Annotated in this window: 14 protein-coding genes; 10 read left to right on the top strand and 4 right to left on the bottom strand. The window is 52.7% G+C overall.

What is annotated here, in order from left to right:
* The first annotated feature begins 9 nt into the window (after positions 1-9).
* Entirely contained in the window at positions 10-1,167 is a 1,158-nt protein-coding gene (cdaR, locus tag RT644_RS21435) for a DNA-binding transcriptional regulator CdaR (protein ID WP_020456602.1), read from the top strand.
* Positions 1,168-1,219: 52 nt separating this feature from the next.
* Here the strand turns inward: cdaR and RT644_RS21430 are convergent, their stop codons facing one another.
* From RT644_RS21430 to map, 4 genes are all read right to left on the bottom strand, one after another.
* Positions 1,220-1,609, bottom strand: coding sequence for a DUF3461 family protein (locus RT644_RS21430; RefSeq protein ID WP_017457991.1), 390 nt, complete (start codon positions 1,607-1,609; stop codon positions 1,220-1,222).
* A gap of 121 nt (positions 1,610-1,730) precedes the next feature.
* Positions 1,731-2,555 (bottom strand): 2,3,4,5-tetrahydropyridine-2,6-dicarboxylate N-succinyltransferase, encoded by an 825-nt coding sequence (dapD, locus tag RT644_RS21425; RefSeq protein WP_017457992.1) that lies wholly within the window; start codon positions 2,553-2,555, stop codon positions 1,731-1,733.
* A gap of 32 nt (positions 2,556-2,587) precedes the next feature.
* Positions 2,588-5,263: a bifunctional uridylyltransferase/uridylyl-removing protein GlnD gene (gene glnD / locus RT644_RS21420; RefSeq protein WP_313628023.1), complete on the bottom strand. Its 2,676-nt coding sequence runs from the start codon at positions 5,261-5,263 to the stop codon at positions 2,588-2,590.
* A gap of 156 nt (positions 5,264-5,419) precedes the next feature.
* Entirely contained in the window at positions 5,420-6,211 is a 792-nt protein-coding gene (gene map / locus RT644_RS21415; RefSeq protein ID WP_020456604.1) for a type I methionyl aminopeptidase, read from the bottom strand.
* A gap of 309 nt (positions 6,212-6,520) precedes the next feature.
* Between map and rpsB the strand changes: the two genes are divergently transcribed.
* From rpsB to bamA, 9 genes are all read left to right on the top strand, one after another.
* On the top strand, positions 6,521-7,246 hold the full coding sequence (gene rpsB / locus RT644_RS21410; protein ID WP_020456605.1) for a 30S ribosomal protein S2: 726 nt from the start codon (positions 6,521-6,523) through the stop codon (positions 7,244-7,246).
* Between the two features lie 138 nt (positions 7,247-7,384).
* Complete coding sequence (gene tsf, locus RT644_RS21405) at positions 7,385-8,236, top strand: translation elongation factor Ts (protein ID WP_017457996.1); 852 nt, start codon at positions 7,385-7,387, stop codon at positions 8,234-8,236.
* 147 nt (positions 8,237-8,383) lie between these two features.
* Positions 8,384-9,109, top strand: coding sequence for a UMP kinase (pyrH, locus tag RT644_RS21400; RefSeq protein ID WP_017457997.1), 726 nt, complete (start codon positions 8,384-8,386; stop codon positions 9,107-9,109).
* 149 nt (positions 9,110-9,258) lie between these two features.
* Positions 9,259-9,816, top strand: coding sequence for a ribosome recycling factor (gene frr / locus RT644_RS21395; RefSeq protein WP_017457998.1), 558 nt, complete (start codon positions 9,259-9,261; stop codon positions 9,814-9,816).
* A gap of 97 nt (positions 9,817-9,913) precedes the next feature.
* Complete coding sequence (gene ispC / locus RT644_RS21390; protein WP_045512021.1) at positions 9,914-11,113, top strand: 1-deoxy-D-xylulose-5-phosphate reductoisomerase; 1,200 nt, start codon at positions 9,914-9,916, stop codon at positions 11,111-11,113.
* A gap of 183 nt (positions 11,114-11,296) precedes the next feature.
* Positions 11,297-12,055 carry a (2E,6E)-farnesyl-diphosphate-specific ditrans,polycis-undecaprenyl-diphosphate synthase gene (ispU, locus tag RT644_RS21385; protein ID WP_017458000.1) on the top strand — a complete coding sequence of 253 codons (759 nt, stop codon included), beginning with the start codon at positions 11,297-11,299 and terminating at the stop codon, positions 12,053-12,055.
* 12 nt (positions 12,056-12,067) lie between these two features.
* Entirely contained in the window at positions 12,068-12,925 is an 858-nt protein-coding gene (gene cdsA, locus RT644_RS21380; protein WP_020456608.1) for a phosphatidate cytidylyltransferase, read from the top strand.
* 11 nt (positions 12,926-12,936) lie between these two features.
* The gene (gene rseP, locus RT644_RS21375; RefSeq protein ID WP_020456609.1) at positions 12,937-14,286 is read left to right on the top strand and encodes a sigma E protease regulator RseP; all 1,350 of its coding nucleotides are present in this window, start codon (positions 12,937-12,939) and stop codon (positions 14,284-14,286) included.
* Positions 14,287-14,317: 31 nt separating this feature from the next.
* Positions 14,318-16,735, top strand: coding sequence for an outer membrane protein assembly factor BamA (gene bamA, locus RT644_RS21370; RefSeq protein WP_020456610.1), 2,418 nt, complete (start codon positions 14,318-14,320; stop codon positions 16,733-16,735).
* The last annotated feature ends 117 nt before the right edge of the window (positions 16,736-16,852 follow it).

The raw sequence follows: 16,852 nt of genomic DNA, 5'->3' as shown, positions 1-16,852 counted from the left end.
GAGGGTTACATGGCTGGCTGGCATCTTGATACCAAAATGGCACAGGATATCGTGGCGCGCACGATGCGCATCATTGATACGAACATTAACGTGATGGATGCACGGGGTCGCATCATTGGTAGTGGTGACCGCGAACGTATTGGTGAATTGCACGAAGGCGCGTTACTGGTGCTCTCGCAAGGCCGCGTGGTGGATATCGACGATGCGGTTGCCCGCCATCTGCATGGTGTGCGTCAGGGTATCAACCTGCCGTTACGTCTTGAAGGGGAAATCGTGGGTGTTATTGGCCTGACGGGCGAACCGGAAACGTTGCGCAAATACGGCGAATTAGTCTGCATGACCGCCGAGATGATGCTGGAACAATCCCGTCTGATGCATCTGTTGGCGCAGGATAGCCGTTTGCGCGAAGAGCTGGTCATGAACCTGATCCAGGCGGAAGAGCACACGCCCGCATTGACCGAATGGGCGCAGCGTTTAGGCATTGATTTAAACCAGCCGCGCGTGGTGGCGGTGGTGGAAGTGGATAGCGGCCAGTTGGGCGTGGATAGCGCCATGGCCGAGTTGCAGCAACTGCAAAATGCCCTCACCACTCCTGAGCGCAACAACCTGATTGCTATTGTTTCGCTGACCGAAATGGTGGTGCTGAAACCAGCGCTTAACCAGTTTGGTCGCTGGGATGCCGAAGATCACCGCAAGCGGGTGGAACAGCTGATCACGCGCATGAAAGAGAACGGCCAGTTGCGTTTTCGTGTCGCGCTGGGTAATTACTTCACCGGCCCTGGCAGCATTGCCCGTTCTTACCGTACGGCGCGCACCACCATGATGGTGGGTAAACAGCGTATGCCGGAAAGCCGTAGCTATTTTTACCAGGATTTGATGTTACCGGTGTTGCTCGATAGCTTACGCGGTGGTTGGCAGGCCAACGAGCTGGCACGCCCGTTGTCGCGGCTAAAAGCGATGGATAATAACGGCTTGTTGCGCCGTACGCTGGCGGCGTGGTTTCGCCACAACGTGCAGCCGCTGGCAACATCTAAAGCGCTGTTTATCCATCGCAATACGCTGGAGTATCGTTTGAACCGCATCTCGGAACTGACCGGGCTGGATTTAGGAAACTTCGACGACAGGCTGCTGCTGTATGTGGCGCTGCAGTTAGACGAACAACATTAAAGTGATGTTGTGCCGGGTCGTTAACCCGGCACAATGCGATAGACCCCGCGATTTACTTCCCGCGTGTCAGCTTTTCAAGATCGGATTCGATTTCGTTGATCTTGTTAGTCACAACGCTTTCCAGGTGGCGCAGATCGTCCAGGATCTTACGTTTCAGATCCACTTCCGTGCGATCGCGCTGGCAGATTTGATCCAATTCATCAATTACATAGCGCAGGTTAGGACTGATTTCCTGCACTTCTTTGTACCCCTGGCCGACACCATCGGCGACAACGGTTTTACGCTGGCGCGGGTATTTGAATTTGACGCTCTTGGCAAAAAACTCGCCTTTATCCTTATGAAAATAGATTTTCAGAATATCGTTATTGGCTTCCTGGCGGAGACTATAGCGATCGATTTCATCGGGATTGGTGATGCCTAAACTTTTCAGATTATCGTACATAGCGGTACCCTTAAGCTCAACATAACCTATGAATAATTAACGAAAAAATCTATTTTTGCCACCTGTGAATGCAAAAAAGGCGGGATATATCACCCTCTTCCGGACAGGAAGAGGGACAGACTTAATCGATTGTGCGCAGCAGTTCGTTAATACCTACTTTACCGCGCGTTTTCGCATCCACTTTTTTCACGATTACTGCGCAATACAGGCTGTATTTGCCATCTTTAGACGGCAGGTTGCCGGAAACAACCACTGAGCCCGCCGGTACGCGGCCATAATGCACTTCGCCGGTTTCACGATCATAAATACGCGTACTCTGACCGATGTACACACCCATCGAGATGACAGAACCTTCTTCTACGATAACACCTTCGACTACTTCAGAACGTGCGCCAATAAAGCAGTTATCTTCAATGATAGTCGGGTTTGCCTGCAGCGGTTCGAGAACGCCGCCAATACCTACGCCGCCGGAGAGGTGAACGTTTTTACCGATCTGAGCGCAGGAGCCTACGGTCGCCCAGGTGTCAACCATGGTGCCTTCATCAACATAGGCGCCGATATTGACATAAGACGGCATCAGCACGGTATTGCGGGCGATAAACGCGCCCTGGCGCACCGCTGCTGGCGGCACTACGCGGAAGCCTTCTTTCTGGAAACGCGCTTCGTCGTAGTCGGCGAATTTCATCGGGACTTTGTCGAAGTAGCGGCTTTCCGCACCGTCGATAACCTGGTTATCGTTAATGCGAAAAGAGAGCAGAACCGCTTTTTTCAGCCACTGGTGGGTGACCCATTGACCATCGATTTTCTCTGCGACGCGAAGCGCGCCGGAATCGAGCAGGGCAATAACCTGATTCACCGCTTCACGGGTAACGGTATCGGCATTTGCCGGGGTGATCTCTGCGCGACGCTCGAAAGCGGCTTCAATAACGTTCTGTAACTGCTGCATTGTTTACTCTTTCCATCTGTGTAAAAAAATAATCACCCTTTATCGTTTGGATTGAGGGCCTCTGTCAACCGTTGTTGTACCTCCTTTTGCAGCGCATTATTAAGGCCACGCCGGTCGGCAGTCGCGATTATAAATAAATCTTCTACTCGCTCACCAATGGTTGTAATTCTCGCCCCGTGCAGCGAAATTCCCAGATCCGCAAACACCTGCCCGACGCGGGCAAGTAGCCCTGGCTGGTCAAGGGCAATCAATTCAAGAAACGATTTTCTGTCGGTATGTGTCGGCAGGAAATTCACTTCGGTATCGACGGTAAAGTGGCGCAGTTTGGCCGGCTGACGGCGCGGTTGCGGCGGCTGCCAGGTGTGCTGCGTAATGGCCTGTTCCAGCCCAAAACAAATCGCGTCGTGGCGATCGGCGGAGAGCGGGCTGCCGTCCGGTTCCAGCACAATAAAGGTGTCCATTGCCATACCGTCGCGGGTGGTAAAAATCTGCGCGTCGTGAACGCTCAGGTTGCGACGATCAAGCTCGGCGCACACCGCTGCAAACAGATACGGGCGATCCGGGCTCCAGATAAAGATCTCGGTGCCGCCGCGCGTAGCCTGTGGGCTGAGCAAAATCATCGGCTTGCTCAGATCATGTTGCAGCAGGTGGCGCGCATGCCAGGCAAGCTGGTTTGGGCTATGGCGAACAAAATAGTTCGCCCGACAGCGCGCCCAAATCTGATGCAATTGCTCTTCATCAATATTATCCATACGCAGCAGAGCCAGCGCCTGAAGCTGGTGATGGCGCACGCGTTCGCGCATATCCGGCGTATTTTGCATACCGCGACGCAGCTGTTTTTCAGTGGCGAAATAGAGTTCGCGCAGCAGGCTCTGCTTCCAGCTGTTCCACAGGGTTTCGTTGGTGGCACAGATATCCGCCACGGTCAGGCAGACAAGGAAGCGCAGACGGTTCTCCGTTTGCACTTCTTCGGCAAACTGCTTGATGACTTCCGGATCCTGAATATCACGGCGCTGGGCGGTGACCGACATCAATAGATGATGGCGCACCAGCCAGGCGACAAGCTGGGTTTCGCGTGAGTTAAGTCCATGTAATTCAGCGAACTTCAGCACATCCTGCGCCCCTAGTACGGAGTGGTCGCCGCCACGGCCTTTGGCGATATCATGAAACAACGCCGCAATCAGGATCAGCTCCGGGTGGGTTAAGCGCGGCCACAGTTCCACGCATAGAGGGTGCTTATTGCGCGTCTCTTCTTTGGCAAAACTTTCCAGTTTCAGCAATACGCGAATGGTGTGCTCATCCACGGTATAAGCGTGGAACAGGTCAAACTGCATCTGACCGACGATGTGCGACCACTGCGGCATATAGGCCCACAACACGCTGTGGCGGTGCATTGGTAGCAGACCACGGCTGACGGCGCCTGGATGGCGCAACATGCTGAGGAAAATTGAGCGCGCTTCGGCGATATAGCACAGCGGCTGTGTCAGATGGCGGCGGGCGTGACGCAAGTGGCGCAGCGTGGTGGAGTAGATGCCGGTAATGTTGCTGTTGCGCACCATAATATAGAACATGCGCAGGATGGCCTGCGGCTCACGGATAAACAGCGTTTCGTCACGCAGATCGATAAGCGAACCGCGCAGTTGAAATTCATCGTCAATCGGGCGCGGTTTCTCGTCGGTGGTCAGCGCCAGAATCGCTTCATCGAAAAGCTGTAACAGCATCTGGTTCAGTTCCGCGACGCGGCGGGTGACGCGGAAGAAATCCTTCATCATATGTTCGACAGGCTGGTTGCCTTCACCAACATAATTCAGACGCTGTGCTACGCTCAGTTGGCGGTCGAACAGCAGGCGGTTGTCGTAGCGACTCACTTCCAGATGCAGCGCGAAACGGATACGCCAAAGCAAGTGCAGACATTCGTTCAGCTCATTGCGCTCGGCTTCGGTCAGAAAGCCAAAGCCCACCATTTCATCCAGCGATGTGGCACCAAAGTGACGGCGGGCAACCCATTGCAGGGTGTGAATATCGCGCAGACCGCCAGGGCTGCTTTTTATGTCGGGTTCCAGGTTGTAACTGGTGCCGTGATAACGCTGGTGGCGCTCGTTTTGTTCCGCCACTTTTGCCGGGAAAAAGGTTTCCGATGGCCAGAAGCTGTCGCTAAAAATATGCTTTTGCAGTTCCAGAAACAGCGCGACGTCGCCAATCAGCAGACGTGATTCAATTAAGTTGGTCGCGACAGTGAGATCCGATAACCCTTCCTGTAAGCACTCATCCAGCGTACGAACGCTGTGTCCCACTTCGAGTTTGACATCCCACAGTAGCGTGAGCAGTTCGCCAATTTTCTGCGCTTGTTCGTCGGAAAGTTTGCTGCGGCTGAGGATCAGTAAATCAATATCCGATAACGGATGCAGCTCACCGCGACCGTAACCGCCGACCGCTACCAGCGCAGTATCGCTGACGTCGCCAAAACCGTACTCCAGCCATAAGCGTTGCAGAAGTTGATCAATAAATTCGGTGCGCGCCTCGATTAATTGCTCGGCTGAAATACCGGCGTCAAAGACGTGCCCGAGCCACTGCTGGAAAGCCTCGATACGCGCTTTGATGTTGGCGCACTGGAATTCGTCTTGTGACCAAACGCCTGGATATTCAGGCTGGCCGGGAAGGGTGGGTTGTACCGCGCTGACAAATTGTTCTGAAGTGATGTTGCTCATTATGGGCCACCCGTCTGGAGTGCATATGCATAGCAAAACAACTTAAAAGAGATAATGAAAAATGAAAAGTCGTTTATATGTATGACGCTGCAGGGGAGAGTGGTAAAAAAAACGGCCCGCAGAGCGGACCGTTTATCGTATTTAGCAATGTCAGAATCAGGCGGCGGTTAGCACGGCATCGATGGTGTCATCTTTGCGCAGCGTCAGGATCTCGCAGCCGGTTTCAGTAACGACAATTGTGTGCTCATACTGCGCAGACAGGCTGCGGTCTTTGGTTTTCACCGTCCAGCCGTCTTTCATGGTGCGAATACGGTAATCGCCCGCGTTTACCATCGGCTCGACGGTAAATGTCATGCCCGCTTGCAGCACTACACCGCCATCGTCAGCATCATAGTGCAGCACCTGCGGCTCTTCATGGAAGCCGCGGCCAATACCGTGACCACAATATTCGCGCACGACAGAGAAGCCCTGGGCTTCAACATATTTCTGAATTGCTGCGCCAAGGGTGCGCAGGCGGATACCCGGTTTGACCATGCGCAGCGCCAGATAGAGACTCTCTTGCGTGATATGGCACAGACGCTCCCCCAGAATGGTCGGCTTACCGACGATAAACATTTTGGAGGTGTCGCCGTGGTACTCGTCTTTAATCACGGTCACATCGATGTTGACGATATCGCCATCTTTCAGCAGTTTTTCGTCATCCGGAATACCGTGGCACACCACTTCGTTAATAGAGATGCACACCGATTTCGGGAAGCCGTGATAACCCAGGCAGGCGGAAATGGCATGCTGCTCGTTGACAATGTAGTCGTTGCAGATGCGATCGAGTTCACCCGTGCTGACGCCCGGCTTAATGTACGGTTCAATCATTTCCAGCACTTCGGCGGCGAGTCGGCCCGCGACGCGCATTTTTTCGATTTCTTCAGGTGTCTTAATAGAGATAGCCATGGAATGTGTCCATCAGTGTCGATTTTTTCGACTATACCAGGATTAGTGCTGTCAATGGTAACAGTCGGGCAAGTGTTGTGCCAAATCGAGAATCATTAACAGCACTCTGCGTCAACAACTATTGGTTTCCGGCGGTGTTTTATGGTATAAAGCGCGCCGGACTTCCGTTCCTGTTTTGGGATGGGAGCCACAAATCTCACTTTGTGTAATAACACACACGTATCGGCACATATTCCGGGGTGCCCTTCGGGGTCGGTAATATGGGATACGTGGAGGCATAACCCCAACTTTTATATAGAGGTTTTAAACATGGCAACTGTTTCCATGCGCGACATGCTCAAGGCTGGTGTTCACTTTGGTCACCAGACCCGTTACTGGAACCCGAAAATGAAGCCGTTCATCTTCGGTGCGCGTAACAAAGTTCACATCATCAACCTTGAGAAAACTGTACCGATGTTCAACGAAGCGCTGGCTGAGCTGAACAAAATTGCTGCTCGTAAAGGCAAAATCCTGATCGTTGGTACTAAACGCGCTGCAAGCGAAGCGGTGAAAGAAGCTGCACAGAGCTGCGACCAGTTCTTCGTGAACCATCGCTGGCTGGGCGGTATGCTGACTAACTGGAAAACCGTTCGTCAGTCCATCAAACGTCTGAAAGACCTGGAAACTCAGTCTCAAGACGGTACCTTCGACAAGCTGACCAAGAAAGAAGCGCTGATGCGCACTCGTGAGCTGGACAAGCTGGAAAACAGCCTGGGCGGTATCAAAGACATGGGCGGTCTGCCGGACGCACTGTTTGTTATCGACGCTGACCACGAGCACATCGCAATCAAAGAAGCAAACAACCTGGGTATCCCGGTATTTGCTATCGTTGATACCAACTCCGATCCGGACGGCGTTGACTTCGTTATCCCGGGTAACGATGACGCAATCCGTGCTGTTAGCCTGTACCTGAATGCCGTTGCTGCTACCGTTCGTGAAGGCCGTTCTTCGGATCTGGCTACTCAGGCGGAAGAAAGCTTCGTAGAAGCTGAGTAATAAGGCACGCTCGTTGAGCCCCTTATTGAGCAGGTAGTACCGAGTTTGGTTAGGGGGCCTGTTAATGGCCCCCTTTTTCACTTTTAAGCCTGTTTGGTTGCAAACCGTGCAGGTCATATCTCTCCCGAGGAATAAAGAATGGCTGAAATTACCGCATCCCTGGTAAAAGAGCTGCGTGAACGTACTGGCGCAGGCATGATGGATTGCAAAAAAGCGCTGACTGAAGCGAACGGCGACATCGAGCTGGCGATCGAGAACATGCGTAAGTCTGGTGCGATCAAAGCGGCGAAAAAAGCAGGCAACGTTGCTGCTGACGGCGTGATCATCACCAAAATCGACGGCACCTACGGCATCATTCTGGAAGTTAACTGCCAGACTGACTTCGTGGCAAAAGACGGTGGTTTCCAGGCATTTGCTAACAAAGTTCTGGACGCAGCGGTTGCTGGCAAAATCACTGACGTTGAAGTTCTGAAAGCGCAGTTCGAAGAAGAGCGCGTTGCACTGGTTGCTAAAATCGGTGAGAACATCAACATCCGTCGCGTTTCTGCGCTGGAAGGCGAAGTGCTGGGTTCTTACCAGCATGGCGCACGTATCGGTGTTCTGGTTGCGGCTAAAGGCGCTGATGACGAGCTGGTTAAACAGCTGGCAATGCACATCGCTGCAAGCAAGCCGGAATTCGTTAAACCGGAAGACGTATCTGCTGAAGTCGTAGAAAAAGAGTACCAGGTTCAGCTGGACATCGCCATGCAGTCTGGCAAACCGAAAGAAATCGCAGAGAAAATGGTTGAAGGCCGCATGAAGAAATTCACCGGCGAAGTTTCTCTGACTGGCCAGCCTTTCGTTATGGATCCGAGCAAATCTGTTGCTCAGCTGCTGAAAGAGCACAACGCTGACGTAACTGGCTTCATCCGCTTCGAAGTGGGCGAAGGCATCGAGAAAGTTGAGACTGACTTCGCAGCAGAAGTTGCTGCCATGTCCAAGCAGTCTTAATCAATAAAAGGAGCCGCCTGAGGGCGGCTTCTTTTTATGCCCTTCATCTGAAAATCAGCCAGCACACTAGTGTTTGCGCTGGCAGGCGACGTATCATAAGCGCCGGTATTAACCCCGTCCAATTGTTGACAGTCTCAGGAAAGAAACATGGCTACCAATGCAAAACCCGTCTACAAACGCATTCTGCTTAAGCTGAGCGGCGAAGCGCTCCAGGGATCCGAAGGCTTCGGTATTGACGCAAGCATTCTTGACCGTATGGCGCAGGAAATTAAAGAGCTGGTTGAACTGGGTGTTCAGGTTGGCGTGGTGATTGGTGGCGGCAACCTGTTCCGTGGGGCGGGTCTGGCGAAAGCGGGGATGAACCGCGTAGTGGGCGACCACATGGGTATGCTGGCGACCGTGATGAACGGCCTGGCAATGCGTGATGCGCTGCATCGTGCCTATGTGAACGCACGTCTGATGTCCGCGTTCCCGTTAAATGGCGTTTGCGACAACTACAGCTGGGCAGAGGCGATTAGCCTGCTGCGTAACAACCGCGTGGTCATTTTCAGCGCCGGTACAGGTAACCCGTTCTTTACTACCGATTCTGCAGCGTGCCTGCGCGGTATTGAGATTGAAGCGGATGTGGTGCTGAAAGCGACCAAAGTAGACGGCGTGTTTACTGCCGATCCGGTGCTCGATCCGACTGCCACGCTGTGCGAACAGCTGAGCTACAGCGAAGTGCTGGATAAAGAACTGAAAGTGATGGATCTGGCGGCCTTTACGCTGGCTCGCGACCATAAACTGCCGATTCGCGTGTTCAACATGAACAAACCTGGCGCGCTGCGTCGCGTTGTCATGGGCGAAAAAGAAGGCACATTGATTACGGAATAATTCCCGTAAGCAATAAATAAAGGTAAGATTCCGCTTTAATTTATTGAGCAATTCTTTCTGGCATCTTCAGGGTGCCAAAAATTGAACAGGCTATACTTAGCACACCCGCCGTATGGCCTGCCTGCGACAAGATTTCAAGGATCCGTAACGTGATTAGCGATATCAGAAAAGATGCTGAAGTACGCATGGATAAATGCGTCGAAGCGTTCAAAACTCAAATCAGCAAAGTGCGCACTGGTCGCGCTTCCCCGAGTCTGCTCGATGGCATCGTTGTGGAATACTACGGTACGCCGACTCCGCTGCGCCAACTGGCGAGCGTTACCGTTGAAGACTCCCGTACGCTGAAAATCAACGTGTTTGACCGCTCAATGAGCCCGGCTGTTGAAAAAGCCATTTTGACCTCCGATCTCGGTTTAAACCCGAGCTCTGCGGGTAGCGATATTCGCGTTCCGCTACCGGCACTGACCGAAGAGCGTCGTAAAGATCTGATCAAAGTTGTACGCGGCGAAGCTGAACAAGCGCGCGTTGCGGTTCGTAACGTTCGTCGTGACGCGAACGATAAAGTGAAAGCACTGCTGAAAGATAAAGAGATCAGTGAAGACGACGATCGTCGTTCTCAGGATGACGTACAGAAGCTGACCGATGCTGCAATCAAAAAAGTGGATGCGGCGCTGGCGGATAAAGAAGCGGAACTGATGCAGTTCTGATTCGAAACAAACCGACTAAAACGCCGTACAGAGAGCCGCGAGAGTGGCTTTGCTGGCGGCGTTTTGCTTTTTATCCTTGCAACGTTGCGAGCGTTTCATGAAGCATTTAACTCTTCTGGGCTCAACGGGTTCTATTGGTTGCAGCACGCTGGCCGTGGTTCGCCACAATCCCGATCGTTTCTCCGTTACTGCACTGGTTGCCGGTAAAAATGTTACCCGCATGGTTGAGCAGTGCCTTGAGTTTTCTCCCAAATTTGCGGTGATGGACGATGACGAAAGCGCGCAACAGGTAAAGCGTGCTTTGCGGGAACATGGTAGCCGAACAGACGTGCTGAGCGGCCAACAGGCAGCCTGTGAAATGGCGGCGCTAAGCGGCGTCGATCAGGTGATGGCGGCCATTGTGGGCGCTGCGGGCCTGGTACCAACGCTTGCGGCTATTCGTGCCGGGAAAACGGTGCTGCTGGCGAATAAAGAGGCTCTGGTGACGTGCGGCCGTCTGTTTATGGAGGCGGTGAAGGAGAGCGGGGCGCAGCTTTTGCCGGTAGACAGCGAGCATAACGCTATTTTTCAGAGTTTACCGGAAACAATTCAACATAACCTGGGGTACGCTGATCTGGAGCAGAATGGCGTTTCGTCTATTCTGCTTACCGGGTCTGGTGGCCCGTTCCGGGAGACCCCACTTTCCGATCTGGCCGCAATGACGCCGGATCAGGCGTGTCGGCACCCGAACTGGTCAATGGGGCGCAAGATCTCCGTTGACTCCGCCACTATGATGAATAAAGGTCTGGAATACATTGAAGCGCGCTGGTTGTTTAATGCCTCTGCCCGCCAGATGGAAGTGCTGATTCACCCGCAATCGGTGATCCACTCCATGGTGCGTTACCAGGATGGCAGTGTATTGGCACAACTGGGTGAGCCGGATATGCGTACGCCCATCGCTCATACGATGGCCTGGCCGGAACGAGTGCCGTCAGGTGTTAATGCCCTCGATTTTTGCAAACTAAGTTCGTTAAGTTTCGCGCAGCCCGATTTTGACCGCTATCCTTGCCTGAAGCTGGCCATTGATGCTTCTGACGAAGGGCAGGCGGCAACAACGGCGCTCAATGCGGCGAATGAGGTCACTGTTTCGGCATTCCTGGCATCGGCTATCCGTTTCACAGATATTGCTGCCCTGAATCTTTCTGTGCTTGAACAGATGGATTTGCGCGAACCGCAGAGCATTGATGACGTGCTGGCTGTGGATGCACAGGCACGCGATGTTGCGCAAAAACAAGTGATGCGCCTCGCAAGCCAGTGATATTACAGCGATGAGTGACGGTGCTATTTGTTAGCGTTGGGCTTCGGTGATATAGTCTGCGCCACAAAATTGCCAGTTGGTATTATGGCGTTTGGTGTAAGCCGTGGTTTACACGGCTTTTTTGCGTAAAGGCTTTTGTATTCCTGAGTACCGCTAAATCCTTTTCAGGGACTAAAACGCGTTATGTTGTCTGCTAACCAACCGATAAGCGAAAGTTTGCCAACGCATGGCTGCCGCCATGTAGCGATAATTATGGATGGCAATGGTCGCTGGGCGAAAAGACAAGGGAAACTTCGGGCTTTTGGTCATCGGGCCGGAGCGAAGTCTGTACGCCGTGCGGTCTCTTTTGCCGCCAATAATGGTATTGATGCACTGACGCTTTATGCTTTTAGTAGCGAGAACTGGAATCGCCCGGCGCAGGAAGTGAGTGCGCTGATGGAGTTGTTTGTGTGGGCGCTGGATAGCGAAGTAAAAAGCCTGCACCGCCATAATGTGCGTTTACGCATTATTGGCGATACCAGTCGTTTTAATACGCGTTTGCAGGAGAGAATCCGCAAAGCGGAAGCGTTAACTGCCCAGAACACCGGGCTGACGCTGAATATCGCAGCGAACTATGGTGGGCGCTGGGATATCGTACAGGGAGTCCGGCAGCTTGCCGAGCAGGTGCAGGAAGGGCTGTTGCGCCCGGATCAAATTGATGAAGAAACGCTCAATAAGCAAGTCTGCATGCATGAGCTGGCTCCCGTGGATTTAGTGATTAGGACTGGTGGGGAACATCGCATAAGTAATTTTTTACTTTGGCAAATTGCCTATGCCGAACTTTACTTTACAGATGTTCTTTGGCCCGATTTTGATGAACAAGACTTTGAAGGTGCGCTGCATGCCTTTGCCAATCGAGAGCGTCGTTTCGGCGGTACCGAGCCAGGTGGCGACAAAGCCTGATGGGGGTTGCTTTTGCTGAAGTATCGCCTGATTTCTGCTTTTGTATTGATACCCATTGTTATTGCAGCGCTTTTTTTGCTGCCGCCGGTGGGATTTGCGATCGTTACGCTCGCTGTTTGCATGCTCGCTGCGTGGGAGTGGGGGCAACTGAGCGGCTTTACGTCCCGGACTCAGCGGGTTTGGTTGGCCGTATTATGCGGGTTTTTACTCGCCCTTATGCTATTTACGTTGCCGGAATATCACCATAATACCCATCATCCGCTGGTGACGTTCTCGCTCTGGGCCTCTCTGGCCTGGTGGCTGGTGGCGTTGGTGTTAGTCCTCAGTTACCCGTCATCCGCTGCGGCGTGGCGCCACTCTAAAATTTTGCGCCTGATTTTCGGTATCTTGACGATTATCCCTTTTTTCTGGGGCATGCTGGCGCTGCGCGTGTGGCATTACGATGTAAACCACTACAGCGGCGCGCTGTGGTTGTTGTACGTGATGATCCTCGTTTGGGGAGCAGATTCAGGCGCTTATATGTTCGGCAAACTGTTTGGCAAACATAAACTTGCACCAAAAGTCTCGCCGGGGAAAACCTGGCAAGGTTTCCTGGGAGGCCTGCTGACTGCGGGTATTATCTCCTGGGGTTATGGCGCATGGGCGAACCTGGATGTAACCTCATCTACGCTCTTTATTTGCTCGGTGGTCGCGGCGTTAGCCTCAGTATTGGGCGATCTCACGGAAAGTATGTTCAAGCGTGAAGCCGGAATTAAAGATAGTGGGCATCTTATTCCGGGTCATGGCGGTATACTGGATCGCATTGACAGCCTGACAGCGGCAGTTCCTGTATTTGCCTGCCTGTTATTGCTGGTTTTCAGGACGATTTGACGGAAGGTTTTATGCTGAGCATTCTCTGGAATCTGGCGGCGTTCATTGTTGCGCTTGGTGTATTGATCACCGTGCATGAATTTGGCCATTTCTGGGTTGCTCGCCGCTGTGGCGTGCGGGTTGAGCGTTTTTCCATCGGTTTTGGTAAAGCGCTCTGGCGTCGCACTGACAAACACGGCACCGAATTCGTCATCGCCCTGATCCCCCTGGGTGGTTATGTCAAAATGCTGGATGAGCGCGTTGAGGCGGTTACGCCGGAAATGCGCCACTACGCTTTCAATAATAAAACGGTCGGCCAGCGTGCCGCCGTTATCGCTGCCGGCCCCATCGCTAACTTTATCTTTGCCATCTTCGCTTACTGGCTGGTGTTTATCATCGGTGTCCCTGGCGTTCGTCCGGTTGTTGGTGAAATAACGCCCAACTCTATCGCTGCAAACGCGCAAATTGCACCTGGCACGGAACTTAAAGCGATTGATGGCATCGAAACGCCTGATTGGGATGCTGTGCGCTTACAGTTGGTGTCTAAAATCGGCGATAGCCAGACGACCGTCAGCGTAGCGCCATTCGGCAGTAACAATCGCCAGGATAAGGTGCTGGATTTACGTCACTGGGCCTTTGCGCCTGATAAAGACGATCCGGTTATGTCGCTGGGGATCCGTCCCCGTGCGGCACAGCTTGAACCGGTGCTTGCGGAGGTGCAACCCGGTTCCGCTGCCAGCAAAGCGGGTTTGCAAGCTGGCGACAGGATCGTTAAAGTCGATGGTCAGCAGTTAACGCAGTGGATGACGTTCGTTACGCTGGTACGGGATAACCCAGGTACGTCGTTAGCGCTGGAAGTAGAAAGACAAGGGGCTCCCTTGTCTTTGACGTTGATACCGGATACAAAGCCCGGTAGCAAGGCAGAAGGGTTTGCGGGCGTGGTGCCCAAAGTCATTCCTCTGCCAGATGAATACAAAACAGTACGCCAGTACGGGCCATTTAGCGCCATTGTTGAAGCCACGGATAAAACCTGGCAGTTGATGAAGCTAACGGTCAGTATGTTGGGGAAATTGATCACCGGTGATGTAAAACTGAACAACCTCAGTGGGCCGATTTCTATCGCTCAGGGGGCTGGGATGTCAGCGGAGTTCGGGTTGATTTACTACCTGATGTTCCTCGCTTTGATCAGCGTGAACTTAGGCATCATTAACCTGTTCCCTCTGCCTGTTCTTGATGGCGGGCATCTGCTGTTTTTGGCGATTGAGAAGCTGAAGGGCGGACCGGTATCCGAGCGAGTTCAAGACTTTAGTTATCGCATTGGCTCTATCTTGCTGGTGCTGTTAATGGGGCTTGCACTTTTCAATGATTTCTCTCGCTTGTAAGAGAGTTTGTTAGGAAGAACGCATAATAACGATGGCGATGAAAAAGTTGCTCATAGCGTCGCTGCTGTTTAGCAGCGCCACCGTATACGGTGCTGATGGATTCGTAGTGAAGGATATTCATTTCGAAGGCCTACAGCGTGTCGCCGTTGGTGCGGCCCTCCTCAGTATGCCAGTTCGTCCTGGCGATACGGTGAATGATGAAGATATCAGTAACACCATTCGCGCGTTGTTTGCCACCGGCAACTTCGAGGATGTTCGTGTCCTGCGTGATGGTGATACGCTCCTCGTTCAGGTGAAAGAACGCCCGACAATCGCCAGCATCACCTTCTCCGGCAACAAGTCGGTGAAAGATGACATGCTGAAACAGAACCTTGAAGCTTCTGGCGTCCGTGTGGGTGAATCACTGGATCGCACCACCCTCTCCGATATCGAAAAAGGGCTGGAAGACTTCTACTACAGCGTGGGTAAGTACAGCGCCAGCGTCAAAGCTGTCGTCACCCCATTGCCGCGTAACCGCGTTGACCTGAAGCTGGTCTTCCAGGAAGGCGTTTCCGCGCAAATCCAACAGATTAATATTGTCGGCAACCATGCCTTCACGACGGAACAGCTGATCTCCACATTCCAGCTGCGTGATGAAGTGCCGTGGTGGAACGTTGTCGGCGATCGTAAATACCAGAAACAGAAACTGGCGGGCGACCTGGAAACGCTGCGTAGCTACTATCTGGATCGCGGTTACGCACGTTTCAACATTGATTCGACGCAGGTTAGCCTGACGCCGGACAAAAAAGGCATCTACATTACTGTTAACGTGACCGAGGGCGATCAGTACAAACTCTCTGGTGTGCAGGTTAGCGGTAATCTCGCAGGCCACTCTGCGGAAATTGAAAGCCTGACCAAAATCGAGCCGGGCGAGCTGTATAACGGCGCCAAAGTGACCAAAATGGAAGATGACATTAAAAAGCTTCTCGGTCGCTATGGTTACGCCTACCCGCGCGTTCAGTCGCAGCCTGAAATCAACGACACGGACAAAACGGTTAAGCTGCATATCAACGTTGATGCTGGCAACCGCTTCTACGTGCGTAAGATTCGCTTTGAAGGTAACGACACCTCTAAAGATTCCGTACTGCGTCGCGAAATGCGTCAGATGGAAGGTGCGTGGCTGGGCAGCGATCTGGTCGATCAGGGTAAAGAGCGTCTGAACCGCCTGGGCTATTTTGAAACTGTCGATACGGAAACCCAGCGTATCCCGGGTAGCCCGGACCAGGTTGATGTGGTCTATAAGGTGAAAGAGCGTAACACCGGTAGCTTCAACTTCGGCGTTGGCTACGGTACCGAAAGCGGCGTCAGCTTCCAGGTTGGCGTTCAGCAGGATAACTGGTTAGGTACCGGTTATTCCGTTGGTATCAGCGGAACCAAAAACGACTACCAGACCTACTCCGAGTTCTCCGTTACCAACCCGTACTTTACGGTTGATGGCGTGAGCCTTGGCGGTCGTATCTTCTATAACGACTTTAAAGCTGACGATGCGGATCTGTCGTCCTATACCAACAAGAGCTACGGTCTTGATGGTACGCTCGGTTTCCCGATCAACGAATACAACACGCTGCGCGCTGGTTTAGGCTATGTTCATAACAGCCTGTCGAAGATGGAACCGCAGGTGGCAATGTGGCGTTACCTGGATTCCGTGGGGCAGAATGCCAGCACGCAGAACGACAGCAACGGTTATTCGGCGGATGATTTCACCTTTAACTACGGCTGGACTTATAACAACCTTGACCGCGGTTATTTCCCGACGAAAGGTTCACGCGTCAACCTGAACGGTAAAGTGACGGTTCCGGGCTCGGATAACGAGTTCTACAAAGTCACTGTCGACACTGCGTCTTACTTCCCGATTGACGACGATCACAAATGGGTGGTCTTAGGCCGTACACGTTGGGGTTACGGTGACGGTTTAGGTGGCAAAGAGCTGCCGTTCTATGAGAACTTCTACGCAGGTGGCTCCAGCACTGTGCGTGGCTTCCAGTCCAACAACATTGGTCCGAAAGCGGTTTACTACGGTGGCAACAACCAAAGCAACTGTAAGAATACCGTTGCAGACTCGCTCTGTAAGTCTAATGATGCGGTGGGCGGTAACGCAATGGGCGTGGTCAGCGCCGAGCTGATTACACCAACGCCGTTTATCAGTGATAAATACGCCAACTCTGTGCGGACCTCGTTCTTCTGGGATGCGGGTAGCGTGTGGGATACAAACTGGCAAAATACCGCGCAGATGAAAGCGCTGGGTATTCCGGATTATAGCGATCCGAGCAATATCCGCATGTCTGCCGGTATCGCATTACAATGGATGTCCCCATTGGGGCCGTTGGTTTTCTCCTACGCCCAGCCGTTTAAAAAGTACGATGGAGACAAAGCGGAACAGTTCCAGTTTAACATCGGTAAAACCTGGTAACGCCGTACTGCAATGGAATGCACCAGCAGTGTAGTGATGGCTGAGGCTTTCAATGGAAAGCCCGGCCACGCAAAGAACTGTACCTCCGGGTACAAACGGGATGGTAAGGAGTTAATT

This window comes from Kosakonia sp., assembly GCF_032104925.1.
Taxonomy (GTDB): domain Bacteria; phylum Pseudomonadota; class Gammaproteobacteria; order Enterobacterales; family Enterobacteriaceae; genus Kosakonia.
The sequence above is the reverse complement of the archived record's forward strand: the minus strand, read 5'-3'. Positions and strand labels throughout refer to the sequence as shown.